The sequence below is a fragment of the Mycobacterium sp. MS1601 genome (assembly GCF_001984215.1).
In the GTDB taxonomy this organism is placed as follows: Bacteria; Actinomycetota; Actinomycetes; order Mycobacteriales; family Mycobacteriaceae; genus Mycobacterium.
Window position 1 is genome coordinate 5616853 of sequence record NZ_CP019420.1, and the last position, 25786, is coordinate 5642638.

The window sequence follows — 25786 nt, forward strand, 5'->3', positions numbered from 1 at the left end:
GCGACAACCGAGCACGAGAAAGTCCATGATCATCACATAAGGAAGTCCATTTCGACTGTGCTGGCGCACATTCCGCACTCTTTGCCGGAGCCGCACGTGCACTATCCGCCGCTGCACCCCGCCTACCTGGAATCCTCGCGGATGTCACGCGAGATACAACATCTTTAGATAACGAATCTTTAGATAACGAGCGGAATCTCTGCATAACGAGCGGAGCCCCGCGAGCGAGATGCTCGCGGGGCTCCGTCAGTTCGGTCGTCAGATGTCGAAGCGGTCAGCCTCGGCCACCTTGACCCAGGCCTTCACGAAGTCGTTGACAAACCGTTCCTTGTTGTCGTCCTGCGCGTACACCTCTGCGATGGCGCGCAGCACCGAGTTGGAGCCGAACACCAGGTCGTTGGCGGTGGCGGTCCACTTGGCCGCGCCGGTGCTGCGGTCGGTGCCCTCGTAGACGTTCTCCTCGGTTCCCGACGGCTTCCACGCTGTGCCCATGTCCAGCAGGTTGACGAAGAAGTCGTTGGTCAGCACACCCGGGGTGTCGGTGAACACACCGTGCTTGCTTCCGCCGTAGTTGGCATCGAGCGCCCGCAGGCCACCCACCAGTGCGGTGAGCTCGGGAGCGGTGACGCCCACCAGGTAGGCCTTCTCCACCAGCAGCTGCTCCAGCGGAGCCTTCTCGCCGGCCCTGGCGTAGTTGCGGAAGCCGTCAGCCCGCGGCTCGAGCACTGCGAACGACTCGACGTCGGTCTGCTCCTGGGTGGCATCGGTGCGACCCGGGGTGAAGGGCACGGTGACCTCGACGCCGCCGTCCTTGGCGGCCTTCTCGATGGCCGCGTTGCCGGCGATCACGATCAGATCGGCCAGCGATACACCGGTACCGGACTCGGACTTGATCTTCTCCAGGGTCTCCAGCACGGTGGCCAGCTCGGCGGGTTCGTTGGCCTCCCAGCTCTTCTGGGGTTCCAGGCGCAGGCGGGCTCCGTTGGCGCCACCGCGCTTGTCGGTGCGACGGAAGCTCGAGGCCGACGACCACGCGGTCTTGACCAGCTGCTGGACGGTCAGGCCGGACTCCAGCACCTTGGCCTTGAGCGCTGCCACGTCGGCGTCACTGATCGGGGCACCCTCGGCGGCGGGCACCGGGTCCTGCCAGATTTGCGGCTCGGCCACCCACGGGCCCAGGTAGCGAGAAATCGGCCCCAGGTCGCGGTGCAGCAGCTTGTACCAGGCCTTGGCGAATGCTTCGTTGAGCTCTTCGGGGTGATCCAGCCAACGTCGGGTGATCGCCCCGAACTCCGGGTCCTCGCGCATCGAGACGTCGGTGACCAGCATGGTGGGCTTGCGCGCGGGCATGCCCTCGAACGGCGGCGGGATGATGGCCTCGGCGTCCTTGGCCTCGAATTGCCATGCGCCCGCGGGGCTCTTGGTCAGTTCCCATTCGTAGCCGTAGAGGATCTCCAGGAAGGAGTTGCTCCACTTGGTGGGCGTGGTGGTCCACACCACCTCGAGGCCGCTGGTGACGGTGTCGCCGGCCTTGCCCGACGCGAACGGGCACTTCCAGCCCAGGCCCTGCTGCTCGATCGGGGCGCCCTCGGGTTCGGGGCCCATGCCCTCGTCGGAACCCGCACCGTGGGTCTTGCCCAAGGTGTGCCCACCGACGATCAGCGCGGCGGTCTCCTCGACGCTCATCGCCATCCGGCCGAAGGTCTCCTTGATGTCGACCGCGGCGGCGATCGGATCCGGCTTGCCTTCTGGGCCTTCGGGATTGACGTAGATCAAGCCCATGGTGGTGGCGCCGTAGGGCTCGGCCAGCGTGCGCTCACCGGAGTACCGCTTGTCGGTGCCCAGCCACTCGCCCTCCTCGCCGAACAGAATCTCCTCAGGCTCCCAGACGTCAGCACGACCGAAGCCGAAGCCGAAGGTCTTGAAGCCGGCGGACTCCAGCGCGACGTTGCCGGCGAACACCAGCAGATCGGCCCAGGAGATCTTGTTGCCGTACTTCTTCTTGACAGGCCAGAGCAGGCGACGGGCCTTGTCCAGGTTGGCGTTGTCGGGCCAGCTGTTCAGCGGAGCAAAGCGCTGCATGCCCTGGCCGCCGCCGCCACGTCCGTCGTAGGTGCGGTAGGTGCCCGCGGCGTGCCAGCTCATCCGGATGAACAGGCCTGCGTAGCTGCCATAGTCGGCAGGCCACCAGTCCTGAGAGGTGGTGATGACGGACAGGACGTCGGCCTTGAGTGCTTCGGGATCGAGTTTGGCGAATTCCGTTGCGTAGTCGAAGTCTTCACCCAGCGGGTTGCCCTGCGGGGTGTGCGGGTGCAGCTTCGAGACGTCTACCTGGTCCGGCCACCAGTCCTGATTGGTCCGGGGCGCATGGGCTTTCGGGGTGGGAGCGTCGATTACCGGATTCTCGCTGTTGGACGGCACGGTGATTCCCTTCATATTCCATTCATCAATTGCGATGGGGCTGGCGATCACAGGTTCGTGATCAGGAACTGCGAACTGCGGGGACTTCAGGCGCACATTCGGGGCACAGGCCCCAGTAGATGACCTCGGCCTCGTCGATGGAGAAGCCGTGGTCTTCCGACGCGGTGAGGCACGGTGTTTCCCCGACGGCGCAGTCGACGTCGGCGATCACACCGCAGGAGCGGCACACCACATGGTGATGATTGTCGTTGACCCGCGATTCGTAGCGGGCAACCGAACCCGACGGCTGGATCCTGCGCACCAGGCCCGCCCCGGTCAGGGCGTTGAGCACGTCGTAGACGGCCTGCCTGGACACATCGGGCAATGCGGTGCGGACGGCACCGAAGATCGATTCGGTATCCGCGTGCGGATGGGTGTGGACGGCCTCCAGAACTGCGACCCGGGGCCGTGTCACCCGGAGGTCAGCTGTCCTCAGCTGCTCCGCGTAATCCGTGTTCGGGTTCACAACCGCAACTATGCCCTCCTTTTCTGGAATGAGTCAAGAGTTGGTCGCCATGAATTTCCGGGAGACCGTGGCGCAGCGCCCGTTACCATTCGCCCATGGCCAAACTCGAGTTGTCGCGTGAGCTGTCGCTGAACCCCGACAAAGCCTGGCAGCACGCCTCCGACCTCGGTTCGCTGGGGGACTGGCTGGTGATGCACGAAGGTTGGCGCAGCGACGTCCCTGACGAGATCACCGTCGGCACAACCATTGTCGGAGTGGCGGGCGCCAAGGGCATGCGTAACCGGGTCACCTGGACGGTCAAGAAGTACGACCCACCCAAGCAGCTGGAGGTCGAGGGCAAAGGGGTAGGCGGCACCAAGTACGGGCTGTCGATGAAGGTGACCCCCACCGCAACGGGGTGCGCCTTTGCCGTCATCGTCAATCTCGGCGGCCCGCCGTTGTTCGGCCCCATCGGATCGGTGGCCGCCCGCGCCGTCAAGGGCGACATCGACCGCTCGATCAAGGAGTTCGAAAAGCTCTACGCCTGACGTCGGCTGGCGCAACAGAACTGGGCCAGCACCCGCACGTGCGGCTGCATCGCGACCAATTCCGCATGCCCGGTGTCGGAGTAGATCTCGAGGACGAAGCTCTCCGTGCCGTCGCTGGCCGTGACGCCCAGCACGGCGTGATAGCCCAGTTCATCGAGCAGGGCCACCTCGGCGGGATCACAATCGGGCAGGTCGGACGCCGCCACGAACGGGATGCCCGTGGCCAGCGCTTGTGTGGTTGCCGGGTAGTCGGCCAGGGGATAGACGGTGTCTTCGGGGGCGGCCAGTACTCGCAGACCGGACACCCCGTCGCGCGTACTCTCCACGCCCCGGTATGCCCGCACACCCAGGCCGTCCGGGGTCACCACCGACAACGACCAGGCAGCCGCGCCTGCCACATTGCACACCTGGACAGCCAGCAGTTGCAGCGCCTCGGCCGCCGTCTGGGGCTGGTACTGGTCCAACAGGTGGGTGACGTGACGCACCAGGTCGACGGTCACCACCTCGCCGGGGGCGACACCGCGGCGCCGGACACCCGCGGCGGGCACGGGGTTGTCGTCGGCGATCCCGGTGCTGAACCGCCCCGGGCCCAGCCGTTTCGACTGCAGGAGTGCGGCGTCGGCGGCGGCTATCAGGGCTGGACCGTCGGCCACCAGCAGTCCGCTGACAGCGGCTCCCCAGCTCACCGAAATCTGTTGTCCGGCAAGCTCGATGATGGCGCGGCTGGCGGTCACGGCGAAGGACTCGGCATCCGGGAGCCCGGATCGGGGCAGCACCACGCAGAACTCGTCGCCGCCCAGACGCGCCACCAGGGAGCCGGTGATGGCGGCAGCGGTAGCGGCCAGAGCGTCGGCGACAGTGCGCAGAAGTGCGTCACCGGCCGGGTGGCCGTACCGGTCGTTGACTTCTTTGAAGCCGTCCAGGTCGCAGACCAGCAAGGCAGGCCGGACGTCCTCGACGATCATGTCGGCAAAGGCCTGATCCAGGCCGCGACGATTGGCCAGCCCGGTCAAGGGGTCTTCGAAGGCCTGCCGCCAGACCGTGCTGAACAGCTGGGAGCGGCCGACGGCCACCGCCATGTGGGCGGCGATGGCTTGCAGCACCTGGACGTCGTCGGCGCCGAATCGCCGTCCGTCGATGCCGGTGACCCACAATTCGCCCCACATGACGTCGTTGTACATCACCGGGACGGCGAGCTCGCTCTCCTTTTCGACGGAGTAGAGCAGCGACGACGAGTCGGTGTGCTCGTCGTCGATGGCGTTGACGTAGGGCAGTCCCTGGCGTAACAGCCGCATGATCTGGCGGTTGTCGTCCACCGGATAGAACTCGTTCTCCGGCCAGGGCTCCTCGCCCGGGCCGAGCTTGCCGACGTTGATGAGGGTGCGCAGGATGTTCTCCTCACGCTCCCACCGGCTTATCGACACCGACGACGCATCCAGGACCGCCAACGTGTGGTACGCAATGGCCTCCAACACCTCGTCGAAGTACCGGGCACACAGGACCGCCTGGGACATCTGCAGTAGCGATCGCAGGACATCCACGTGTTCGGTGTTGGCGGCGTCCAACAGGTCGGACAGCGCGGGGGTCGCGGTGTGGTCCAGCACCGGTGCGTAGGCGCCGGAATCCGGGTGACGGCGATGGCGCCACTGCGGCATTTCGGTCATGTTTCACCCCCGCGCAAACTCTGCGCCCCCGTGTGTGCACCGAGCGTACGCACGATGCTAGGCGCGCGCTACGGAAACCTTGGCCGGTTTGCGGGCAGTTTCCCGGGCGGTGTCTCTGTCCCCGGGCTCACACCGGCCAGGTTTCCCGGCGAAACGACGCATCGAAGAACATCCACTCGTAGCGCGCCGTTGTCGTGAAGTGCATGCGGGCCCGGACTTCCGCGTCGGGTGTCAGCGTTGCTCCCACCCGGTCGGTCAGTTCGAGGACTTCACCGACGGCGGCGGCGAAGTCATCTCCGGCATAGGTGTCGATCCAGCGCTGGAACCGCGGATCCGGAGAACCCTGTTTCACCAGGTGTCTGCCCACCTCGAGATAGATCCAGTAACAGGGCAGGATCGCGGCCAGGCCGTCGGCAAAGCTTCCGTCGTAGGTGGTGGCGAGCAGGTAACTCGTGTACGCCAGCGTGGTCGGTGCAACAGGTGTGGCGGCGATGTCGGCCGGGTCCAGTCCCAACTCCGGCAGCAACGAGGCATGGAGCGCCAGTTCGTCGTCCACCACGCCGGCGGCGTGTTTGGCGAACATGGCGGTGTCCACCAGCGTCGGGCTCTTGGCCCCGATCAGTGCGAGGGTTCGCGCGTAGTCGCGCAGGTAGTGCACATCCTGGGCCACGTAGTGGGCGAAGACGTCGGGTTCCAGTGAGCCGTCGGTGAGTCCGGTCAGGAACGGGTGCGCCACGATGGCATCGAAGATCGGCGTGATCTCACGCCATAGCTGCGCTGACCAGGAATTGTGGTTCGGTGCCGTCACCGGGGCCACTGTAGTGCACGTTAGAGTCGTGGCGTGAACAGCGATCCGGCACGCTGGCCGTCGCTGCGCGGCCATTGTGTTCTTGCGTCAAAACTATTCGGCGACAACGGTTTCCAGCGTATCCAACGGTGGTTGGAGGTGGAAGTCGACCGGGTCGACAATCGGGGCTTCGCCCGCGAGTTCAGCGAACACGTCGACTTGCCGGGCGTTGCCGAAGCCGACTATGCGCACCGCGTCATCACCACTTCCGCGGGCACGCTCATAGGCGGCATCCGTTTCTACGGACGCGACATCGGCCGCCCCTTCGTGGAGGTGGTCTGCCACGATTTCGCCGATCTGGACGAGTTGGCCGACTGCGTGCACCACGAGTGGATCGCTTTCGGCGCGGCGTGGGCTCGGCTGCACGACCTTCCGGGGGCGCTGCGGGTGCATGGCGCCGTGCTGGACGACACGGTGTTCGCCGCGTCGTGCGGTCGGCTCACCGAACCCGATGGCCGGGTCACTCTGGCGCCGTTCGCCGACACCGAGGACGCCGTCGAATTGGTGGCCGCCCGTTATGCCGCACTGGCCGCCGAGAATCCAGAGCTGGCCCGCAACGTGCGCGCCGCCGATCGCGACGACCTCCGCACCTGGCACCGTGACGGAACGCTTCTGGCGGTTATCGTCGACGACAACACGGTGGGCGCGCTGGCGGTGGCACCAGGCCGGGTGCTCTGGATCGACGGCTATGAGATCAACGAGGAAGTGATTCTCACTACTTGCGCAGGCAACAACTTCGCTGCGTCTGCGCAAGCCGAATGGGCCCGCAGGCCCGGTGTTGACCCGGAAAGATTGCTGGTAGGGACCATCGACCGACTGAACGTGGCGTCGCGAAGGACCGCGCGGCGGGCTGGCCGCCACGCCGTCCTGGAAAGCGTGTTCATCCCATTGCGGCGCCAGTTTTCTGCACAATGATCGCATGGTGACCGTGACCGAATCACATGCGTTGCTGGGAGCGGCTCTTGCACCGTCGAATCGGATCGATCCCTATCCGCACTTCCATGCGCTGCGTGAACACGGTCCGGTGCAGATCCCCGAGGTGAGCCTCACGGTGTTCACGTCGTTCGCCGATTGTGATGCCGCGCTGCGGCATCCGGCGTCTGCCAGCGACCGGATGAAGTCGACCCTCGCCCAGCGGCAGATCGCTGCCGGTGAGGCACCGCGGCCGTTCGGACTCGCCGGGCTGGTGGACCGGCGGCGCGCGCCTGCTTTCCTGTTCCTCGACCCGCCGGACCACACGCGGTTGCGAACCCTGGTCAGCAAGGCGTTTGTACCCAAGGTTGTCAACGAACTCGCCCCCGAGATCACGGCCATAGTCGACAACCTCCTGGACGAGGCTCAACGGCGAGGCCAGTTCGACGCGGTCTCCGACCTGGCCTACCCGTTGGCCGTGGGAGTCATCTGTCGGCTGCTCGGGGTGCCAGTCGAGGACGAGCCGCAGTTCGGCCGTGCCTCGACACTGCTGGGACAGACGGTGGATCCTTTCCTGGCGGCCACCGGCGCGGTGCCGGACGGGTTCGACCAGCGCATCGAGGCCGGGAAATGGCTGCGCCGATACTTCCGGGACCTCATCGAACGCCGCCGCGGGCACCCCGGCGACGACCTGATCTCGGCGTTGATCGCGGTGGAGGAGACCGGCGACCAACTTACCGAGGACGAGATCATCTCGACCTGCAACCTGCTGCTCATCGCCGGTCACGAGTCCACGGTGAGCCTGATCGCCCACGCGGTGCTGGCCATGCTGCGCCACCGTGAGCAGTGGGTGGCGCTGGGCGCCGACCGCAACCGGGTGGCCAAGGTGATCGAGGAGTCGCTGCGCTTCGATGCTCCGGCTCAGCTGTTGGGCCGCATCGCGGGTGAGGAGATGCTGATCGGTGGTACGCAGGTACCACAAGGGGACACGATGATCCTGCTGCTCGCCGCCGCCCATCGTGATCCGGCCGCCAACGAGCGCCCGGATGAGTTCGACCCGGACCGGAAGACGATCCGGCACTTGGGTTTCGGCCGCGGCACCCACTTCTGCCTCGGCGCGCCTCTGGTGCGGTTGGAGGCCTCGCTGGCATTGTCTGCGGTCACCGCACGTTTCCCCGACGCCCGCCTCGGTGGGGAGCCACAGTACAAGCCGAATGTGACGCTGCGCGGTCTGGAGAAGCTTCCCGTCACCGTCTAGGTCAGCATCACAGCATCGCCGACGGTGATGGTTCCCGACCGCAGAATCCGGCACACCGACCCGGCGCGCCGCCGCAATGCAGCCGCCGCACCGGGGCCGATGCCGTCGTCGAGTAGGCGGCATGGTGCCGCAACCCGGACCACCTCCAGTTCGACGTCCCCGATCTGGAGCCGGGCGCCCGGCGCGGTCGGGATGTCGCCGGCGTCGACGGTGAGATTGCGGCGGGTGGCGCCGGCATCGAAGGCATGCCCGAGGTCGGCGGCGGCCTCATCCAGCAGCTCCTGGGACTGGATGGTGACGTGCCGATGCCGGGTGCCGTGGTAGCGATCGCCCACCAGCCCCTTGCCTTCCTCGGCGAAAACGGATTCCACCGGCCGGGCCGCAAGCCCGCGCGCCTTGGCGATATGGATGGCAAGCACCTGCACCGGACCAGGGTAGAGCGTGTCGGGCCGGTCTCTCGAGGGCCCTGGCCAGCCACCTGCAGGCTGCGGCGACGGCGCCGGTAACTTAGAGCCATGGCACAGATAACCCTCAAGGGAAACCCCATCAACACTGTCGGAGAACTGCCCGCCGTCGGCGCCGCGGCACCGGCCTTCAGCCTTACCGGAACGGACCTGGGAACGGTCAGCAGCGACCAGTTCTCGGGCAAGGCCGTACTGCTGAACATCTTCCCTTCGGTGGACACGCCGGTGTGTGCCACCAGCGTGCGGACCTTCAACGAGCGCGCGGCCGCCAGCGGTGTCGCCGTGCTGAACGTGTCCAATGATCTGCCCTTCGCGCAGAAGCGGTTCTGCGGCGCCGAGGGCATCGAGAACGTCTCCACCGCATCGGGTTTCCGTGACAGCTTCGGCGCGGACTATGGGATCACCATCGCCGACGGCCCCATGGCGGGACTGCTGGGGCGTGCCATCGTGGTGATCGGCGCCGACGGCGCGGTGGCCTACACCGAGCTGGTGCCCGAGATCGCCCAGGAGCCCGACTACGACGCAGCGCTGGCCGCCCTGTCCTGATCTTCCCTGCCCTGGTCTTCTGAGGAAACCCGCCCCCGGCGTAACCGTTCGATCACGGTACGGCATCTCATTGATGTTGTGCCGCGCGCGAATTGGAGCCGGGGGCGGGTTTCGCTGTACAAGTAGAGACGACAGTGGTCCGCGGGGTGGCGGGCCCATGGAGAAATGGGTGAGATGAGCAGGCGCGTCTACGCGATCGTGTGCAGCTTGGCTGTCTTGATGGCGTCGGTCGGTATCGGGCTCGGCGCGGGAACCGCCTCGGCGGACCCGTTCGGTCGCACCCCGGAACAGCTGCAGGCCATCAACGTCGTGATCTCCCGGGCTCTGGCGGCCCGCGGTGTCCCGTTCACCTACGGCGGCGGCAACGCCGACGGCCCCACCAAGGGCGAAGCCCGCCCGGCCGCGGCGGCCATCACGGACTCGTCGGCCCCGGCCACCGAGCCCACGGCCGCCATCAGCGTGCCGCCCGCTCTCGGAGGGCTGACGCTGGCGCCGACGGCCACCGCCCCGTCGACTCCGCTGCCCGCAGCCGTGCCCGACGTCGTGGGCTTCGATGCCTCCGGTCTCATCGTTTATGCCTTCGGCGGAGTCGGGATCAAGATGCCGCGCTCGTCGGGCGAGCAGTACCGAGCCGTGCGCAAGGTGCTGCCGGCACAGGCCCTGCCCGGAGATCTGCTGTTCTACGGCCCTGACGGCACCCAGAGCGTTGCACTGTTCGTCGGCAACGGACAGATGGTCGAGGTGGGGGACAAAGGTGTCGCGGTGTCGCCGGTGCGCACCACCGATATGACGCCGTACCTGGGTCGCATCATCGGCTGACCTCGCCGAGGTGCTCGGCAGGCCCGCGAGCCGATATGCTCTGCCACGCGAAAGGGCCTGCGACACGGTGCAGGATTCACACGGTTGCACCCACTGACACAGGACATTCCCACTGACGCGCAGGTCCGGCGGCACCGCAGCGATCTCGACGGGCTGCGCGGTCTGGCCATCGCGCTCGTGGTGGTCTTCCATGTCTGGTTCGGCCGGGTGTCCGGCGGTGTCGACGTCTTCCTGGTGTTGTCCGGCTTCTTCTTCGGCGGACGCCTGCTCAGGCTTGCCACCGAGGGTGGGCAGCTGCCGCTGTTCACCGAATTGCGTCGGTTGATCCTGCGACTGATCCCGGCGCTGGTGGTGGTGCTGGCCGGCTGCGCGGCACTGACGGTGCTGATCCAGCCCCAGACCCGCTGGGAGAGCTTCGCCGAACAGGCCATGGCCAGCCTCGGTTACTTCCAGAACTGGCAACTGGCCGACACCGCCAGCGACTATCTGCGCGCCGACGAATCGGTGAGCCCGCTGCAGCATCTGTGGTCGATGTCGGTGCAGGGCCAGTTCTTCCTGGCGTTGTTGCTGTTCGTCGCGCTGGTGATGCTGGTCGGTGTTCGACTACCCGCGAGACTGCGCCGCGCCATGATCGTCACCGTCGTCGGGGCCGCCGCGCTGGCGTCATTCGTCTACGCCAATCTCGCCCACGTCACCGACCAGGCCAGCGCCTACTACGACACTTTCGCAAGGGCCTGGGAACCCTTGGTGGGTGTGTTGGCCGCGGTGCTGGTGACCGGGGTGCGCTGGCCTGGCTGGTTGCGGATGACCGCGACGGTGGCGGGCGTGGTGACCATCCTGCTGTGCGGTGTCCTCATCGACGGTGTCCGGGAGTATCCGGCGCGCTGGGCACTGGTCCCGGTGGGTGCCGCCCTCCTGGTGATCCTGGCCGGCGGCGGGGAGGGAGGCCGAGAGGCGTCCTGGCCGCTGCGGGCGCTGGGCACCCCGGCCATGGTCACTCTCGGCGGACTCGCCTACGCCCTGTATCTCTGGCACTGGCCACTGCTGATCTTCTGGTTGGCGTACACCGACCGGGCATCCGCGGGCCTCGTCGATGGTGCTGCCGTCATCGTGGTGTCGCTGGCAGCGGCCTGGCTGACGATGCGGCTGGTCGAGGAGCCGCTGCGCGAGCGCAGCGCACCGCTGGTGTGGCGGTGGCCGACGGCCTTGGTGGCGTCGCTGGTGCTGATCGCCACGGTGGGGCTGACCGTTGCGTCTTTGGCGTGGCGCGGCCACGTGGAGGCGGTGCGTGCCGGCGGCAGCGAGCTCACCACACTGCCGATCCGTGACTATCCCGGCGCGCGGGCCCTGATCGAATCGGCCAGGGTGGCCAAGCTGCCCATGCGGCCCTCGGTGCTCGAGGCTCGTGACGACCTTCCGATGACCAGCATCGACGGCTGCGTGTCGGACTTCCTCAGCACCGAGCTCATCACCTGCGAGTACGGCGATCAGCACGCGGCCAGAACCATCGCCCTGGCCGGCGGCTCGCACTCCGAACACTGGATCACCGCCCTCGACGAGCTGGGTAAGCGGCACGGTTTCACAGTGCGGACCTACCTGAAGATGGGTTGCCCCTGACCACCGCTGAGGTTCCCATCATCGCCGGCTCGCTGGAGCCCTACCCGGAATGCCGGGTGTGGATCGACGAGGCCATGTCCCGGATGATCGCCGATCGACCGGACTTCGTCTTCACCACCACCACCCGTCCTTACACGGATGCCCCCGGCGACTTCGTGCCGGACAACTACCTGGGTATCTGGGACAGATTCGCAGACAACAACATCGCCATCCTCGGGTTGCGCGACACCCCCTGGATGTTTCGCGACGGTGCGCTGTTCTCACCGCCAGACTGTTTGGCCGCCGGCGGTGACGCCGACTCGTGCGGTTTACCGCGCAGTGATGCGCTCAATGAGCGCAACCCGACGCTGGATTACGCCGACCGATACCCGCAGCTGACGCTGCTGGATCTCAGTGACGCGGTGTGCAGCGCCGAGGTGTGCCGTGCTGTCGAGGGCAACGTGTTGGTCTATCACGACGAGCACCACCTGTCGGCCACCTATGTGCGCTCCATGGCCGACGAGCTCGAACGCCAGTTGTCGGCCGCCACGGCCTGGTTCTGAGCTGACAGCACCCCCACCCGTGGGGCAGGGGTGCTGGTGCCGCCGCGGCGATCAGCCGATACCGACAACTTCCTTGGCGATCTCCGCAACACGGGTCTGTGCCGCGGAGACCACGCGGGCACGACCTTTGTGTGCTTCCTCGTAGGCGACGACCATGCGGATGTCGGCGGGCTCGACCAGCTCTTTGACGGCGCCGATCGCCTCGGTCTGGTTCAGCTCGTCGTAGTCGTCGATGGGCAGTTCGGACGCTTCCACCACACCGGCACCCGCGCTAATGGTGTGCAGGGCGTCCGCGGTGTCGGCGGCACCTTCGCGGCGAGCGGCCTTTTCCGCGTTGAGCAGCGCTCCGTCACGAGCTGCGGCCAGGGCCGTGCCCGCGATCTCACCGGCGCGGCCGCCGCGATCCAGCAGGCCCTCCAGCGCTGGGCGGGTGCTGCGCAGCGTCTCGAGGGCACGATCAACCCCCCGGTAGCACCAGGTGATCGGCAGGTTGGCCAGCTTCACCGCAATACCGGCGGCAGCCTGTGCCGGAGTGCGCCGTAGTGCGGCCGGCCCGCCGAGCGCGTCTTCGGCCAATACCGTCGTCAGCCAGGTCACCGTGGCGGTGTGCGCGGTGATCAACCGGTCGGCCAGCGCCTCGACCTGCGGCTCCTTCGCGGCGACGGCAAGGGCCTTGATGTAGCGGGAGCGGTCCAGCAGCTGGTCTTCGAGCGCCAGGTCACCCAGCAAGGCCTCATCGAAGGGTTCGGCCTGCTCGGTCAACGCCTTCACCACTGCCGCGGCCCGGCCGAGGAACGGGCCCACGACGTCGGGAAAGCCGCCGAGGTCGCGGATGGTTTTCTCGATCGCCTCGGCCCGCAGGCGGCCGTTGGCGGCGTTCTCCTGGAGTTCCTTGCGCACGGCGTCCGTACGGGCCTGCGTCACCCGTGTGTCGGCCACCTGGATCTCGGTGTGTGTCAAGTCCAGCACGGTACGAAGCTGCGCAAGAAGTGTGGTGGTCTCTGCAGTGGTCATTCGGCTCTGCACCCCTCATCGAGTCGATTGTGTCTGTCAGCCGCCGATCGGCGTCTGCTGTAACGGCTACCCGTCGAACGCCGCGTGGTAGCCATGACGCCCCGATTGTGAGGAATGCCGGGCCTCGCATACCTGACGCTCAGGCGGGTATCCCTGCGATGGCTCTTCTGCGTGTCAAGATCGCGGTGAGCCGCGCGCTGCAACTGCTCGGAGAGGCCGGCGGTGCCGCCGTGTTCGCACCCGCACTGGCCGCCTGCCGCTCGTCGAGCAGCGGGAATGCCCTCGCCGGAAATGCTCCTCTCTCAGGCAAATTCGAGGGTGTGACGCTGAAGCTACTGGTGAACCAGCCGCACGTGACGTCGTTCCGCGACGGTCGACTACAAGAAACTCGAGATCGGCGCCAACTACCTGACGGGTGACGTCCAGCCGATCACCCTGTACACCTGAGCCACAACTGATGGGTCACTTCACTCCCTAGAGCTGCCCGTGCCTCGGCGGCTTCGTCCCGGACAGGGTGTAGCGGCCGATGTGCTGCAGCTTCCATCGCGTGGGATCGTGCAGGGTGTGGGTGCGGGCATCACGCCAGTAACGCGACAGATTGGCGCTGCCGGAGGCGCTGCGGGTGCCACCGAGGTCGAAGAGCACCGAGGTGGCCTCCAGCGAGGCGCGCACCGCCGCAACCTTCGCCACCGCCACCGCGATGGACGCCTCTGCGCTGCTGTCCTCGGTCAGATCGACGGTCGCTGCGTCGACTTTGCGGGCCGCGTCGGCCAGCAGGGCCTGCGCACCTCGCACCGTGACGGTCAGTTCACCGGCGATGTTGATCAGTGTCGGATCCTCCGCTGATGACGCGACGCGGGCCTCGAAATGCGGCCTGCCCTTGGCGGCCTGGCGCACCGCCTCGTCCAGTGCTCCGGTTGCGATACCGACATCGATTGCGGCATGGAGTAATTGAGCGCGGGCACCATAGACGGTCGGGCCGCCGAAAATGGGAGAGAAGGGCACCACATACTCGGCGGGCACCCGCACATCGTCGAGGGTGACGGTGCCGGAGGCGGTGGTGCGCTGGCCCATGCCATCCCAGTCGTCCACCACGTCCAGACCGGCGATGTCGCGGGGAATGTATGCCAGCGCCTTGGGTGTCGACGGGGTGGGCGTTTCGCCGGATCCGTCGGACAATGACGCCCGCACAATCACCCAGTCGGCGAAAAGCGCTCCGGTGCAATAGAACTTACGCCCGGATAGCACGTAGTCACCGGACGGCTGCTGTACCAGAGTGGTGGTGTCTACATCGATGGTGTGCGGCCCGCGTTCGGACTGTGCGTTGGCAAACAGCGCGCCGTCGAGCACGTGGGCGTAGTAGAACTGCTGCTGGCTCGGCGTCCCCTGCAGGCGCAATGCCTCCAGGAAGGTGTAGTGCGAGTGCGGAATCTGGGCCAGGGAACCGTCCGCGTGCCCGATCAGCCGAAACACCTCGGCGATCACCTCGATGGGCGCGTCGACACCGCCGAACTCGACGGGCACCGAGAGCGCCAACAGCCCGGACTCCTTGAGTGCCTTGATCTGGTCGTGCGGCAGGCGACGTTCCGCGTCTCGAACACCGGCCTCTTCGGCGAACTCTCGCGACAAGGCGGCGGCGACGCCGAGCGCGTTCACCGCGCCGATCCCACGAACGGTATGGACGCTGCCCCGGCTTGCGTCGACACCCCGGTGAACAGACCGCGCTCGCGCAACAGTGGCACCACACCTTCGCCGAACCAGTACAGCTCCTCCAGGTGGGGGTAACCGGAGAAGATGAACTCGTCGATGCCGATCTCGGCATACTCGGCGATCCGGTCGGCCACGTCGATATGGCTGCCCACCAGTGCAGTTCCCGCGCCGCCGCGCACCAGCCCGACACCGGACCAGAGGTTGGGGGAGATCTCGAGGCTGCGGGCGTCGGTCCAGGTGCCGTTGGCACGGTTGGCCTCGTGCAGTGCCAGCATCCGCTTCTGTCCCTCGGACTGACTGCGCGCCAACCCTTCCTGCGTCTTACGCACCGTTTCCTCGTCGAGGGCGTCCAGCAACCGGCCGGCCTGTGCCCACGCCTCGTCGGCGGTGTCGCGTGAGATTGTGTGCAACCGGATGCCGAACCGCACCTGGCGGCCCTCGTCGGCGGCCAGTTTGCGGATCCACTCGACCTTCTGCTGCACCGCCTCCGGCGGCTCACCCCAGGTCAGGTACACATCGGAGTGTCGCGCGGCGACGGGGCCCGCGGCGGCAGAGCTGCCGCCGAAGTACAACGGCGGCACGGGATTCGGCGGCAGTGCCAGCGCTGCTTCGTCGACGCTGATGTACTCGCCGTGTTTGGTGACGGTCTCACCGGCCCACAGCCGGCGAACCACGTCGAGGAACTCGTCGCACCGCTGGTAGCGGGCGTCCTTGTCCAGGTAGTCACCGAACGAGCGCTGCTCGTGGGCTTCGCCGCCCACCACCACGTTCAGCAGGATCCGGCCCGGGGCGTGGCGGGCGAACGTCGCGGCCATCTGTGCCGAGAGGGTGGGGCTGACCAGCCCAGGGCGAAACGCCACCAGGAAGGCCAGCGACGTGGTCTCGCGCGCCAGCAGCGCGGCGGTGACGAAAGCGTCTTCGCACCAGGCGCCGGTGGGGATCAGCGCGCCGGTGAACCCGAACGACTCGGCTCCGCGCACGATCGACGTCAGGTAGTCGATGGAGGCGTCGCGGTCGCTGTGCGCGGTTCCCGCGGGCAGGCCGTGGCCGCCGCCGACGATCAACCGGCTGTCGCCGTAGGTGGGCAGGAACCAGTGCAGTTTCAGCGTCATGTCCGTCATTCTCCTAGCGCGTTGCGTTCGGCTGCGAGGCTACCGATGCCGACGACGACGGCACGGTGGACGGCCGGTCGATGATGGTCGAACCGGGTCCGCCGACACGGTAGGACGCGCCGCGGTGTTCGTCGGGCAGCCGGTCGCCGCGACCGAACAGCTTGTTGCGTAAGGTGCCCGGCGTGTACTCGGCTTGGTAGGCGCCACGCGAGGTCAGCACCGGCACCACGTGGTCGATGAAATCGGCGAACGACCCGGGGGAGATGGCGTAGGCGAGGTTGAAACCGTCGACATCGGTCTCGTCCACCCATTCCTGCAGCAGGTCGGCGATGCGTTCACCGGAGCCGACGAAGCGGGGCCCGATGCCGCCGATCTTGCCCCAGTTCGCGATGTCGTTGACGGACCATTCGCCGCCGTCGGGGTCCGCCGACTGAAACGCCTTGACTGCGCTCAGGATGGCGTTGGAGTCGACATTGCCGATGGGCTCGTCCAGGCCGTAGCGTGACAGGTCGACGCCCATCCACCCCGACATGAAGGTCAGGGCACCCTCGGCGTCGCCATAGGAGAGATACTCCGCGTGCTTGGTGGCGGCGGCCTCGTCGGTCTCCGCGGTGATCACGGTGGAGAGGTTGAAGATCTTGGCGGCGTAGGGATCACGCCCGGCCAGTTCCAGCTCCCGCCGGATGGTGGTGACGTTCTCCCGCAGGATCGCCTTGGTGGGCGCGGCGGTGAAGATGGCCTCGGCGTTCTCGGCGGCGAAGCGCACCCCGCGCGGGGAGGCACCGGCCTGGAAGATCACCGGGGTGCGCTGTGGTGAGGGCTCTGAGAGGTGGATGCCGGGGACGCTGAAGTGTCGACCCTCGTGCCCGATGTGGTGCACCTTGGCAGGGTCGGTGAAGACGCCGCGCTCACGGTCGCGAATCACCGCGTCGTCTTCCCACGAACCTTCCCAGAGCTTGTAGAGCACCTCGAGGTACTCGTCGGCGTGGTCGTAGCGCGCGTCGTGGGCCGGCTGGTCGGTCTGGCCCATGTTGCGTGCTGCGGCGGGCAGATATCCGGTGACGACGTTCCAGCCGACGCGACCGTTGGTCAGGTGGTCCAGGGTGGAGACGCGGCGGGCGAACGGATAGGGGTGCTCAAATCCGGTGCCGGGGGTGATGCCGAAGCCCAGGTGTTCGGTGACGTAGGCCATCGCCGACACCAGCATCAGCGGATCGTTCACCGGAATCTGGGCGGCCTGGCGGATGGCGGCCTCGTCGCTGGCGCCGTAGATGTCGTAGGTGCCCAGCACATCGGCGATGAACAGGCCGTCGAACCGCCCGCGTTCCAGCAGTTGCGCCAACTCGGTCCAGTAGGCCAGATCCTTGTAGCGGGCGGAGCGGTCCTGGGGGTGTCGCCAGAGGCCGGGAGACTGGTGGGCCACGCAGTTCATGTCGAACGCGTTGAAGCGGATGGTGCGGGTCACTGGGAGGATTTTTGACGACCCTCGCCGTTCGGGCACTGCTTTGGTTCATCGCGATTCGAAGTGTCGGTGCCTGCCGTCACACTGCTGTCATGGAACAGGCTGTTGCTTTCATGGGGAATCGCCGGCGAGCGCAGATGCCCGACGTGACCGAGGTGGGCACATGACGACGGATTTCATCGACCGTTTCCACGTCTTCGACGCGGACGTCTGGACCGCGGCGTATCTGCCGGCGTGGAGTTCGCGTGCCGCGGCTGCGGCCACCTTCACCACCGGCGTGGACGGCCTCGACCTGTCCATCCCGGCGGCCCATCCGCTTTGGTGCCCAGATCAGCACTCGCCGCCGCTGCGTGTGTCCGGCATCCAGAGCGTCAACCGCTCCGGGCCCGTCGGTTCCACGGACGCCCCGCAGCCGTTCCTCGATGGCCAGCGGGTCCGCGAATACCAGCCGACGGTGCTGGGGTTCGCCCCGCACTTCGGCCGCATCGAGGTGACGTGCGCGGCGGAACTGAAAGAGCGGTCGATGTTCTCGGCGTGGATGGTTGGCCTCGAGGACCAACCGGACCGCTGCGGGGAGATCTGTCTGATGGAGGTCTTCGGTAACACGGTCGCAGACGGGTACGCCGAGGTGGGGCAGGGCATCCACCGATTCCGCGATCCGGCTCTGCGCGAGGATTTCTCGGCGCCGCGACGCCGGATAGACATCACCACACCACACCGCTACGCGGTGCACTGGAGCCGCGACCGCGTTGAGTTCAGCATCGACGGCGTGCGCACCAGGACGGCCGACCAGGCCCCCGACTATCCGATGTTGCTGTTCTTGGCGGTGTTCGACTTCCCGGAACAGTCCGACGCCGCTGGGGTACCGCACCTGCGGGTCAGCGAGGTCCGCGGCACCGACTTGGGGGAGGGCACGCTACTGGGGGGTCAGCTGTGATGACGGCCGCGCGGGACCACCATCGGCGCGCCACCCAACGGATCCGGCATCACCACACAGTCCAGCCCGAACACCTCGCCCACCAGCTGGGCGTCGACGATCTCGCGCGGAGCGCCCTGCGCCACGATCCGGCCACTCTTCATGGCGATGACGTGATCGGCGTAGCGGAAGGCCAGATTGAGGTCGTGCAGGACGATCACCACCGTCGTCTGGCTCGCGCGGTTGAGGTCGGTGAGCAGATCCAGCAGATCCACCTGGTGGTTGATGTCCAGAAAGGTGGTGGGTTCGTCGAGCAACAGGATGTCGGTCTGCTGGGCCAGTGCCATGGCCACCCAGACGCGCTGGCGTTGACCACCGGACAGCGACGCCAAGGCCCTGCCGGCCAGCTCGTGAGTTGCCGTCACCTCCAAGGCCCGTCCCACCGCCGCGTCGTCGGCTGCCGACCATCGCCGGAACCAGCCCTGGTGCGGATAGCGGCCGCGGCCCACCAGATCGGCCACCGTGATGCCGTCGGGTGCCGCCGGCGACTGCGGCAGCAGCCCCACCACCTTGGCCACGTCCATGCCGGGCATCTCCTGCACTGAGGTGCCATCCAGCAGGACCGCACCCCCGCGCGGCTTGAGCAGCCGCGCCAGCCCGCGCAGCAGGGTGGATTTGCCGCACGCGTTGGCGCCGACGATCACCGTCACCTTCCCCGGCGGCACATCGACGTCGAGATGGGCCACCACGTCGGCGTCGGCGTAGCCCAACGTGAGGTCGGTTGCGCTGAGCTGATGGTCGGTGGTCATCCGCCACGTCCTTCCCGGTTCACCGTCGCGAGCAGCCAGATCAGATAGGGCGCGCCCACCGCGCCGGTCACGACGCCCGTCGGTAGCGACACCGGAAGTAAGTGTGCGGCAACCAGATCGGCTGCCAAGACGATGATGGCGCCGACAAATGCCGCAGCCATGATGCCGGTGCCCGATCCTCGCAGCAGCCGCACCGCGATGGGGCCGGCCGTCAGGGCCACGAATGCCAGCGGTCCGGCCGCGGCGACGGAGAACGCCACCAGTAGCACCGACACCCCGATCATCGCCGATCGCGCCGTCTCGACCCGGATGCCGAGACCCCGGGCGCCGTCGTCGCCCAGCTGCAGCACTCGCAGGGCGCGGGCCGACAGCAGCGCCACCGGCAACAGCACCGCCACCGCAGCCGCCAGTAGCTGGAGTTGCACGCTGCCCGCCTGTCCGACAGACCCCACCAGCCACGTCATCGCCTGCCGTGCATCACCGATGTCGGCTTTGGCAAGCACCCACCCGATCAGCGCCGTCATGAGCTCCGTGATGCCGATGCCCACCAGAATGAACCGGTAACCCGTCAGCCCGCCGCGCCAGGCCAGCACGTAGATCAGCACCGCCGCCAGCACTGCGCCCGCCACCGCCGCGCCGGCCACCGTCACCGCACCGACCTGCAGCAACACCATCGCAGTCACCGCAAAAAGGCTTGCGCCAGAGGAGATTCCGATCAGATCAGGCGATGCCAGTGGATTCGCCAGCAAGGTCTGAAATGTCAGGCCCGCCGCACCCAGGGCCAATCCGACCAACAGCGCGGTGCCCGCGCCGGGCAGTCGCAGCTCCCACACCACGAAGTCGACGGCGGCATCGTCAGACAACCCGAGCACTGACCCGAGGACTTCGCCGACGGTGAGTGGGGTGTCGCCCACCATCATGGTGAGAACGGCCAGCGCGGCGACCAGCAGGCCCAACAGCGAGGTCACCACCAACGACCGCCGTCGTAATTGCGCCCTGGTGTCGCGGAAGGTCTGCGCTCCGGTGCTCACCATCACAACTCCGCGAGATCGCGGCGGCGAACCAAAGTGATGAAGGCCGGCGCGCCCAGCACCCCGAGCACCACGCCCACCTGCACCTCACCCGGCGGTGCGATGACTCGCCCGACGACGTCGGCGACCAGCAGCACGATGGGGCCCAGGATGGCGCTGTATACGAGCACCCAACGGTATTCGGGGCCGCACATCGCGCGCGCGATGTGCGGAATCACCAGACCCACGAACACGATCGGTCCGCAGGCCGCCGTCGCTGCTCCACAGAGGACGGCGACCACCAGAAACAGCCCGATTCGGGTGCGCTGCACCCGCTGACCCAGAGCCACCGCCAGATCGTCACCGAGAGCCAGCCCATTGAGCAGCCGGCCACAGGCCAGCGCAGCGATGATGCCGAGGATCAGGAACGGCGCGACCTGCGTGAGCACTGGCCAGTACCGGCCGGCCAGTGCTCCTACCTGCCAGAACCGCAGCTCGTTGAGTGCGTCGACGTTGAGCATGACCACCCCGGACGTCACCGAGTAGAGCCCGGCGCTGACCGCGGCGCCGGCAAGGGCGAGTTTGACCGGGGTGGCACCTTCACGGCCGAACGCCGCGACCACATACACCAGGGCGGTGGTCAATGCCGCGCCGATGAAGGCCAGGACCACGTACACGCTCAGCGGCATGGCGCCGAACATCAGAATCGCGGTCACGATGAAGGCGCCGGCGCCGGCGTTGATGCCCATGATCCCCGGATCGGCCAGTGGATTACGTGTCGATCCCTGCAGGATCGCCCCGCCCAGCCCCAGTGCGGCCCCGGCCAGCAGGCCGATCAGGGTGCGCGGAAGACGCATGTCGCGGATCACGGACTGGGCGGCCGAAGCTGGATCGAAGTCGGTCAGCGCACCCCACACGGTGGCGACGTCGACATCACGTGAACCCAGTCCGATGCTGGCACAGGTCACCACGGTGAGCACTGCGAGCAGCGCCGCAAGGACCGTGGTCCGGCGACCCAGGTGGGTGAGGGCGCTCACGAGAGGCGGGGGTTCGACTTCTCCACGGCCGCGGTCAGTTGATCGAGTTGCTCGGCGTAGGCCGACCAGGTGCTGATCCAGAAGGCCGGCCACGGCGTGACGGCGCCCGCCTGTACCGCTGCGAGCTGCTTCCAAGTAGGTTGGCGCTGCGCCGTTTCCAGGCTGGCGTCGTAGGTGCGGTCATCGAGGAGGATGAGGTCAGGCTGGTACTTGTCCGCGTTCTCCCAGCTGAGGTTCTCCCAGTACGGAAACGCGGGATCCGGGCTGTCCGGCACCAGGACGTCGAGCCCGAACGCGGTGAAGTCCGCCAGCTCGGCGGAGTGTTCCGGCACAGCCACATAGAGCAACTCATCGGAGGGCGACATGCCCATGGCCGTCAGGCCGGGCTTGGCCGCCACGGCGTCGGTGAAGCGCTGTTTGGCTCGCTCGAAGTCGGCCTTGTGCGCGGCGATCTGCTCGTTGTCGACGTCGGCGCCCAACGTCACCGCGAGTTCCTCGAAGCCGGTGAGCATGGACTGGACGGAGTCGGTTGCCACCGGCCCCACCACGGGTGCCAGTTGGGCGGCTTTCTTCGACGAGGCCTCGACGCCCTCCTCGAAACCGCCGTAGGCCTGCTCGAGGGGCCAGTAACCGCTCACGATCAGGTCGGGGCGCAACCTCGCGGCCTTCTCGACGTCGATCTGACCCCACGTCTCGCCCAGGATCTCGATGCCATCGAGGTCGAACCCGTCGAGGGCGCGGGTTTGCGCCAGCGGCTGATTGAGGTAGATGCCTACCGGTTTGATGCCAAAACTCAGCAGTGCGGCTGCCGCCTCGCCTTGGGCGATGATGCGGCTGGGCACCGCGTCCGCGGTGACGGTTTCGCCGTTGCCGGAGGTGTAGGACCACGCGTCACCTGCGGTGGTTGTGTCCTCTGAGCTGCCGCAGGCGGCCACCACCAGCCAGCCGTGTACCTAACCTCTCAGGTCAGTACAGTTAGGCAAGCCTATGCAGAGTGACCCCGGTGGGGTGACGTCAAACCACCCGGCGACCCAGCAGCCAGGCCACTCCGTCGGCTTCGCCCGCCGCCTCGACCGCCAGACCGGGGAACGCCCGTGGCAGTTCGCCGGCTGGTACCCGGAACCGGCCGGGCGTGGCACCCACCTCACTGAGCGCACTGATCGCCAGCAGGCCGCCGGGCACCAGTCGGCCCATGATCGCCGAATCCAGTCGGGTGTCGCGAAAGTGCTGACACACAACAACATCCACAGGTGACCCCGCGGGAAGACCGTCGTCGAGGTCGGCCACCTCGAATCGACAGCGCACGCTCACCCCTCGTTGGACGGCCAGCTCACGCGCGCACCCGATCGCCACCTCCGAGATGTCCACACCGGTGACCGACAACCCGCGAAGAGCCAGCCACACCGCAGCAGAGCCGCTCCCGCAGGCGATGTCCAGCGCGGAGCCGGTGGTGGGGAACCGATCGGCATACGGCGCGAACACCGGCGACAGACCCGGTTCGGCGGGCCCGGACTGCAGGTAGCGTCCGTCCCAACGGGCCCGGTCGTCAGCACTCACTAATTGATCGCAAGGAACGGGCTGAGCACGTCGCGGGCGAACTGGGCGGTGTTCACCGAGGGATTGCCGTCGGGGTAGCTGACGGTGGCCAGCACATTGGCGCCCGCATCGACGAAGTTGCCGTCGGCGCGGTCCTGGTGAGTAGACGACGTCACCAAGATGATGCCGGAGGCGCCGGCCTCCTCGGCCAGCGGCACCGAGAACTGCGCGTTCTGCACGGTGCTGTTGGCGCGGTCCTCGACGATGATGCGACTGGCGGGGAAACCGAACAACATCAACATGTTTCGCATCTGCCCGGCTTCGGTCTTGCCGTTGCGCGGATTTCCGCCGGTCACGATGATCGGTGCCTGCGGGAACATTGCCGCGACGGCCATGCCGGTCAGGACCCGGCGTCGCAGGATGGTGCGCATGGTGCCGTCCGGGTTGAGACCGTAGCCGAGGATGACGATGGCCGGCCGGGAGAAGTCCTTGCCCGCAGTCACCACCGCGGGTGGTTCAGCGTGTGCGACGGGCGCGGCGACATGGCCACCGAACGCGACGGTGAGGATCAGAACCAGGGTAGCGAGCACTGTGCGCACGTCATTCTCCGTAACTGTCGTCTCCGTAAAGAGTCGTGACGGCTGGGGCGAGTGTTACGGAACCGTCGCATCCCTATGCTTGATCAGGTGGACGCACGCGACTACCGAGTAGGCGACGCCGAGCGCGAACAAGTGGCCGGACTGCTGCAGCACGCCGTCAGCCAAGGGATGCTGACCCTCGACGAATTCAGTGACCGGATGGACGCTGCGCTGGCCGCGCGTACCCGGGGTGAACTCGGTAAGGTGGTCGCCGATCTGCCGGTGCACTCGGTGCCGGTCCAGCTCGAGGCGCTGCCACTGTCAGCCACCATGTCGTCCATCCGCCGTGCCGGGCGTTGGCTGGTGCCGGGCCGGGTGACGCTGAAGAGCCGGTTCTCCAACGTGGTGCTGGATCTCACGCAGGCCGACATCCGCACGCCGACTGTCACCATCGACCTCGACGACATCTGCGGCAGCACCGACATCATCGTCCCCGACGATTTCACCGCGGATCTCAACCAGCTGCGGTGTCTGGGGGCCAGCGCGAACTCCCGCATCGACGCCGGGCCGCCGGTCGGGCGGGTACACCTGATCCTGCGTGGCAGCATCCGATTCGGCGCGCTGACGGTCAAGCACCCGTTCGGCGCCTGGATGCGGAAGAACCTGCGGTGACACCCGAGATACCGATGGCCTACGAACCACCCCCAGGGCTGCTGCGCATCGAAGAGTGCCTGGACGCCGACGGCGACATCGTGTTGCCGCCGGGCGTGACGTTGCTCTCGCTGATCGACCGCAACGTCGCGAACGTGGCCGACGCGGTGGCCTATCGGTATCTGGATTTCACCGCTTCCGAGCGTGGCGTCGCGGTCGAGTACACGTGGGCTCAGCTCGGCCGCCGGCTCGAGGCCATTGCGGCTCGGCTGCAACAGCTCACGGACCGCGGTGAGCGGGTGGCGATCCTGGCCCCCCAGGGCCTGGATTACGTGGCGGCGTTTTTTGCGACCATCAAGGCCGGCAACATTGCGGTGCCGCTGTTCGCGCCGGAGCTGCCCGGACACGCCGAACGACTCGATACCGCGCTGCGCGATTCCACCCCGACAGTGGTTCTCACCACCACCGCGGCCGAAGCCGGAGTCCGTGCGTTCCTGGACAAGCTGGACCTACCACCGCAGGTGCAGACCGTCGACACCATCGACGACAGCGTGGCAAAGGGCTTCGCGCCCATCGAGATCGACGTCGACGACGTCTCCCACCTGCAGTACACCTCGGGCTCCACCCGCGCCCCGGTGGGCGTGGAGATCACCCACCGCGCGGTCGGTACCAACCTGATCCAGATGATCCTGTCCATAGACCTGCTGGACCGCGACATCCACGGCGTCAGCTGGTTACCGCTGTACCACGACATGGGGCTGTCGATGATCGGCTTCCCGGCCGTGTACGGGGGCCACTCGACACTGATGTCGCCCACCGCGTTCCTGCGGCGCCCGCTGCGGTGGATCACCGCGCTGTCCGATGAGGCCCGCGACGCCCGGGTCATCACTGCCGCACCGAATTTCGCCTACGAGTGGGCGGCTGCGCGCGGACGGCCGGACCCGGCATCGGACGTGGATCTGTCCAACGTCGTGATGATCATCGGGTCCGAGCCGGTCAGTCCCACTGCCATCGGTGACTTCAGCACCGCGTTCGCATCGTTCGGGTTGGCGCGCACGGCATTCAAACCGTCCTACGGCATCGCCGAGGCCACCCTGTTCGTCGCGACCATCGGCCCGGACGAGCAGCCGACGGTGACGTACTTCAGCCGCCGCGGGCTCGAGCACAGCGACGCGGTCGTGGTGCCCGCCACCGACCCGGACGCAGTGGCGCACGTGGCCTGCGGGCAGGTGGCCCGCAGCCTGACGGCGGTGATCGTCGACACCGATTCTGCCAGTGAGGTTTCCGACGGCCGAGTCGGTGAGATCTGGTTGCGCGGCGCCAACATCGGGCGGGGGTACTGGAACCGGCCCGACGACACCGCGGCTACCTTCGGTGCCCACCTGCGCAACCGCAGCGAGGCGTGGCTGCGCACCGGCGATCTCGGTGTGTATCACTCCGGTCAGTTGTACATCACCGGCCGCCGCGCGGATCTGATGGTCATCGACGGGCGCCAGATCTATCCCCATCACGTGGAAGACACCGCCGCGGGCGCGTCGGCGATGGTGCGGCGCGGCTACGTCACCGCGTTCAGCGTTGCCGGCGACCAGGTGGTGGTGATCGCCGAACGGGCAGCGGGCCACGCCCGTGCCGATGCCGCTCCGGCCCTGGCGGCCATCCGCGAGGCGGTCATGGCACGGCACGGGCTGACGGTCAGTGACGTTCGACTGGTTCCCGCGGGCGCGATTCCGCGCACCACGAGCGGCAAATTGGCCAGGCGCGCCTGCCGAGCCGATTACCTCGCCGGCGTGGGCGGCTGACGTATATTTCCTGACACCGGACGACCCGTG

At 67.3% G+C, this 25786-nt stretch carries 24 protein-coding genes and 1 pseudogene; 10 read left to right on the plus strand and 15 right to left on the minus strand.

Annotated elements, in window-relative coordinates:
• Positions 1 to 258: 258 nt before the first annotated feature.
• Together katG and BVC93_RS26900 are read right to left on the minus strand one after the other, a co-directional pair.
• A complete protein-coding gene (katG, locus tag BVC93_RS26895; RefSeq protein ID WP_083740091.1) occupies positions 259 to 2436 on the minus strand; it encodes a catalase/peroxidase HPI in 2178 nt (725 codons plus the stop codon).
• A 46-nt stretch (positions 2437 to 2482) separates the two neighbouring features.
• On the minus strand, positions 2483 to 2926 hold the full coding sequence (locus tag BVC93_RS26900) for a Fur family transcriptional regulator (RefSeq protein ID WP_083740092.1): 444 nt from the start codon (positions 2924 to 2926) through the stop codon (positions 2483 to 2485).
• Positions 2927 to 3021: 95 nt separating this feature from the next.
• Here BVC93_RS26900 and BVC93_RS26905 point away from each other — a divergent pair, with 95 nt between their 5' ends.
• Positions 3022 to 3453, plus strand: a complete 432-nt coding sequence (locus BVC93_RS26905) for a type II toxin-antitoxin system Rv0910 family toxin (RefSeq protein WP_083740093.1) — start codon at positions 3022 to 3024, stop codon at positions 3451 to 3453.
• On the opposite strand, the gene BVC93_RS26910 is transcribed toward BVC93_RS26905, so the two are convergent.
• A complete protein-coding gene (locus BVC93_RS26910) occupies positions 3444 to 5117 on the minus strand; it encodes a sensor domain-containing diguanylate cyclase (RefSeq protein WP_083740094.1) in 1674 nt (557 codons plus the stop codon). The two genes, BVC93_RS26905 and BVC93_RS26910, sit on opposite strands and share 10 nt — an antisense overlap.
• 127 nt (positions 5118 to 5244) lie before the next feature.
• On the minus strand, positions 5245 to 5925 hold the full coding sequence (tenA, locus tag BVC93_RS26915) for a thiaminase II (RefSeq protein WP_236950134.1): 681 nt from the start codon (positions 5923 to 5925) through the stop codon (positions 5245 to 5247).
• A 33-nt stretch (positions 5926 to 5958) separates the two neighbouring features.
• Between tenA and BVC93_RS26920 the strand changes: the two genes are divergently transcribed.
• Together BVC93_RS26920 and BVC93_RS26925 are read left to right on the plus strand one after the other, a co-directional pair.
• On the plus strand, positions 5959 to 6879 hold the full coding sequence (locus tag BVC93_RS26920) for a hypothetical protein (protein ID WP_192860442.1): 921 nt from the start codon (positions 5959 to 5961) through the stop codon (positions 6877 to 6879).
• A 4-nt stretch (positions 6880 to 6883) separates the two neighbouring features.
• Positions 6884 to 8134 (plus strand): cytochrome P450, encoded by a 1251-nt coding sequence (locus BVC93_RS26925; protein ID WP_083740097.1) that lies wholly within the window; start codon positions 6884 to 6886, stop codon positions 8132 to 8134.
• Here BVC93_RS26925 and BVC93_RS26930 read toward each other — a convergent pair.
• Positions 8131 to 8559 (minus strand): MOSC domain-containing protein, encoded by a 429-nt coding sequence (locus BVC93_RS26930; RefSeq protein WP_083740098.1) that lies wholly within the window; start codon positions 8557 to 8559, stop codon positions 8131 to 8133. The two genes, BVC93_RS26925 and BVC93_RS26930, sit on opposite strands and share 4 nt — an antisense overlap.
• A gap of 90 nt (positions 8560 to 8649) precedes the next feature.
• On the opposite strand from BVC93_RS26930, the gene tpx reads away from it, so the two are divergent.
• The 3 genes and pseudogenes from tpx (at position 8650) to BVC93_RS26945 (ending at position 12122) form a co-directional block, all read left to right on the plus strand.
• Entirely contained in the window at positions 8650 to 9144 is a 495-nt protein-coding gene (gene tpx, locus BVC93_RS26935; RefSeq protein ID WP_083740099.1) for a thiol peroxidase, read from the plus strand.
• Positions 9145 to 9318: 174 nt separating this feature from the next.
• Positions 9319 to 9963 carry an NlpC/P60 family peptidoglycan-binding protein RipD gene (gene ripD, locus BVC93_RS26940; RefSeq protein WP_083741377.1) on the plus strand — a complete coding sequence of 215 codons (645 nt, stop codon included), beginning with the start codon at positions 9319 to 9321 and terminating at the stop codon, positions 9961 to 9963.
• Between the two features lie 84 nt (positions 9964 to 10047).
• Positions 10048 to 12122, plus strand: a pseudogene (locus tag BVC93_RS26945) (acyltransferase family protein).
• 51 nt (positions 12123 to 12173) lie between these two features.
• Here the strand turns inward: BVC93_RS26945 and BVC93_RS26950 are convergent.
• Positions 12174 to 13136 (minus strand): hypothetical protein, encoded by a 963-nt coding sequence (locus BVC93_RS26950; RefSeq protein WP_083740100.1) that lies wholly within the window; start codon positions 13134 to 13136, stop codon positions 12174 to 12176.
• 158 nt (positions 13137 to 13294) lie between these two features.
• Between BVC93_RS26950 and BVC93_RS26955 the strand changes: the two genes are divergently transcribed.
• Positions 13295 to 13555 carry a hypothetical protein gene (locus BVC93_RS26955; RefSeq protein WP_236950135.1) on the plus strand — a complete coding sequence of 87 codons (261 nt, stop codon included), beginning with the start codon at positions 13295 to 13297 and terminating at the stop codon, positions 13553 to 13555.
• 55 nt (positions 13556 to 13610) lie between these two features.
• Here BVC93_RS26955 and BVC93_RS26960 read toward each other — a convergent pair whose 3' ends face one another.
• From BVC93_RS26960 to BVC93_RS26970, 3 genes are read right to left on the minus strand one after another with little or no spacing between them, the layout of a single operon-like run.
• Positions 13611 to 14801 (minus strand): SfnB family sulfur acquisition oxidoreductase, encoded by a 1191-nt coding sequence (locus BVC93_RS26960; protein ID WP_083740101.1) that lies wholly within the window; start codon positions 14799 to 14801, stop codon positions 13611 to 13613.
• Positions 14789 to 15958, minus strand: coding sequence for an LLM class flavin-dependent oxidoreductase (locus BVC93_RS26965; RefSeq protein WP_083741378.1), 1170 nt, complete (start codon positions 15956 to 15958; stop codon positions 14789 to 14791). The genes BVC93_RS26960 and BVC93_RS26965 overlap by 13 nt, the downstream gene beginning before the upstream one ends.
• A gap of 13 nt (positions 15959 to 15971) precedes the next feature.
• A complete protein-coding gene (locus tag BVC93_RS26970; RefSeq protein ID WP_083740102.1) occupies positions 15972 to 17423 on the minus strand; it encodes an LLM class flavin-dependent oxidoreductase in 1452 nt (483 codons plus the stop codon).
• A 160-nt stretch (positions 17424 to 17583) separates the two neighbouring features.
• Here BVC93_RS26970 and BVC93_RS26975 point away from each other — a divergent pair, with 160 nt between their 5' ends.
• A complete protein-coding gene (locus BVC93_RS26975) occupies positions 17584 to 18357 on the plus strand; it encodes a glycoside hydrolase family 16 protein (protein WP_083740103.1) in 774 nt (257 codons plus the stop codon).
• Here BVC93_RS26975 and BVC93_RS26980 read toward each other — a convergent pair.
• From BVC93_RS26980 to BVC93_RS27005, 6 genes are all read right to left on the minus strand, one after another.
• Positions 18348 to 19145, minus strand: coding sequence for an ABC transporter ATP-binding protein (locus tag BVC93_RS26980; RefSeq protein ID WP_083740104.1), 798 nt, complete (start codon positions 19143 to 19145; stop codon positions 18348 to 18350). The genes BVC93_RS26975 and BVC93_RS26980 overlap by 10 nt on opposite strands.
• The gene (locus BVC93_RS26985; RefSeq protein ID WP_083740105.1) at positions 19142 to 20179 is read right to left on the minus strand and encodes a FecCD family ABC transporter permease; all 1038 of its coding nucleotides are present in this window, start codon (positions 20177 to 20179) and stop codon (positions 19142 to 19144) included. The genes BVC93_RS26980 and BVC93_RS26985 overlap by 4 nt, the downstream gene beginning before the upstream one ends.
• A complete protein-coding gene (locus tag BVC93_RS26990; protein ID WP_157517098.1) occupies positions 20179 to 21192 on the minus strand; it encodes a FecCD family ABC transporter permease in 1014 nt (337 codons plus the stop codon). The genes BVC93_RS26985 and BVC93_RS26990 overlap by 1 nt, the downstream gene beginning before the upstream one ends.
• On the minus strand, positions 21189 to 22130 hold the full coding sequence (locus BVC93_RS26995; RefSeq protein WP_192860114.1) for an ABC transporter substrate-binding protein: 942 nt from the start codon (positions 22128 to 22130) through the stop codon (positions 21189 to 21191). The genes BVC93_RS26990 and BVC93_RS26995 overlap by 4 nt, the downstream gene beginning before the upstream one ends.
• A 76-nt stretch (positions 22131 to 22206) precedes the next feature.
• Positions 22207 to 22749 (minus strand): class I SAM-dependent methyltransferase, encoded by a 543-nt coding sequence (locus BVC93_RS27000; protein WP_083740107.1) that lies wholly within the window; start codon positions 22747 to 22749, stop codon positions 22207 to 22209.
• Positions 22749 to 23318, minus strand: a complete 570-nt coding sequence (locus tag BVC93_RS27005) for a YdcF family protein (protein ID WP_083741380.1) — start codon at positions 23316 to 23318, stop codon at positions 22749 to 22751. The genes BVC93_RS27000 and BVC93_RS27005 overlap by 1 nt, the downstream gene beginning before the upstream one ends.
• A 96-nt stretch (positions 23319 to 23414) precedes the next feature.
• Between BVC93_RS27005 and BVC93_RS27010 the strand changes: the two genes are divergently transcribed.
• Together BVC93_RS27010 and BVC93_RS27015 are read left to right on the plus strand one after the other, a co-directional pair.
• Positions 23415 to 23978, plus strand: a complete 564-nt coding sequence (locus tag BVC93_RS27010) for a DUF1707 SHOCT-like domain-containing protein (RefSeq protein WP_083741381.1) — start codon at positions 23415 to 23417, stop codon at positions 23976 to 23978.
• Positions 23979 to 23992: 14 nt separating this feature from the next.
• The gene (locus tag BVC93_RS27015) at positions 23993 to 25756 is read left to right on the plus strand and encodes a fatty acyl-AMP ligase (protein WP_083741382.1); all 1764 of its coding nucleotides are present in this window, start codon (positions 23993 to 23995) and stop codon (positions 25754 to 25756) included.
• Positions 25757 to 25786 lie beyond the last annotated feature (30 nt).

Bases quoted from the DNA above. Each gene is read 5' to 3' on its own strand.
- BVC93_RS26910 (WP_083740094.1), bottom strand. From the start codon at position 5,117: ATGACCGAAATGCCGCAGTGGCGCCATCGCCGTCACCCGGATTCCGGC.
- BVC93_RS26975 (WP_083740103.1), top strand. From the start codon at position 17,584: ATGACGACGGATTTCATCGACCGTTTCCACGTCTTCGACGCGGACGTC.
- BVC93_RS26980 (WP_083740104.1), bottom strand. From the start codon at position 19,145: ATGACCACCGACCATCAGCTCAGCGCAACCGACCTCACGTTGGGCTAC.
- BVC93_RS26965 (WP_083741378.1), bottom strand. From the start codon at position 15,958: ATGACGCTGAAACTGCACTGGTTCCTGCCCACCTACGGCGACAGCCGG.
- ripD (WP_083741377.1), top strand. From the start codon at position 9,319: ATGAGCAGGCGCGTCTACGCGATCGTGTGCAGCTTGGCTGTCTTGATG.
- BVC93_RS26985 (WP_083740105.1), bottom strand. From the start codon at position 20,179: ATGGTGAGCACCGGAGCGCAGACCTTCCGCGACACCAGGGCGCAATTA.
- BVC93_RS26950 (WP_083740100.1), bottom strand. From the start codon at position 13,136: ATGACCACTGCAGAGACCACCACACTTCTTGCGCAGCTTCGTACCGTG.
- BVC93_RS26925 (WP_083740097.1), top strand. From the start codon at position 6,884: ATGGTGACCGTGACCGAATCACATGCGTTGCTGGGAGCGGCTCTTGCA.
- BVC93_RS27015 (WP_083741382.1), top strand. From the start codon at position 23,993: ATGGCCTACGAACCACCCCCAGGGCTGCTGCGCATCGAAGAGTGCCTG.
- BVC93_RS26955 (WP_236950135.1), top strand. From the start codon at position 13,295: ATGGCTCTTCTGCGTGTCAAGATCGCGGTGAGCCGCGCGCTGCAACTG.
- tpx (WP_083740099.1), top strand. From the start codon at position 8,650: ATGGCACAGATAACCCTCAAGGGAAACCCCATCAACACTGTCGGAGAA.
- BVC93_RS26905 (WP_083740093.1), top strand. From the start codon at position 3,022: ATGGCCAAACTCGAGTTGTCGCGTGAGCTGTCGCTGAACCCCGACAAA.
- katG (WP_083740091.1), bottom strand. From the start codon at position 2,436: ATGAAGGGAATCACCGTGCCGTCCAACAGCGAGAATCCGGTAATCGAC.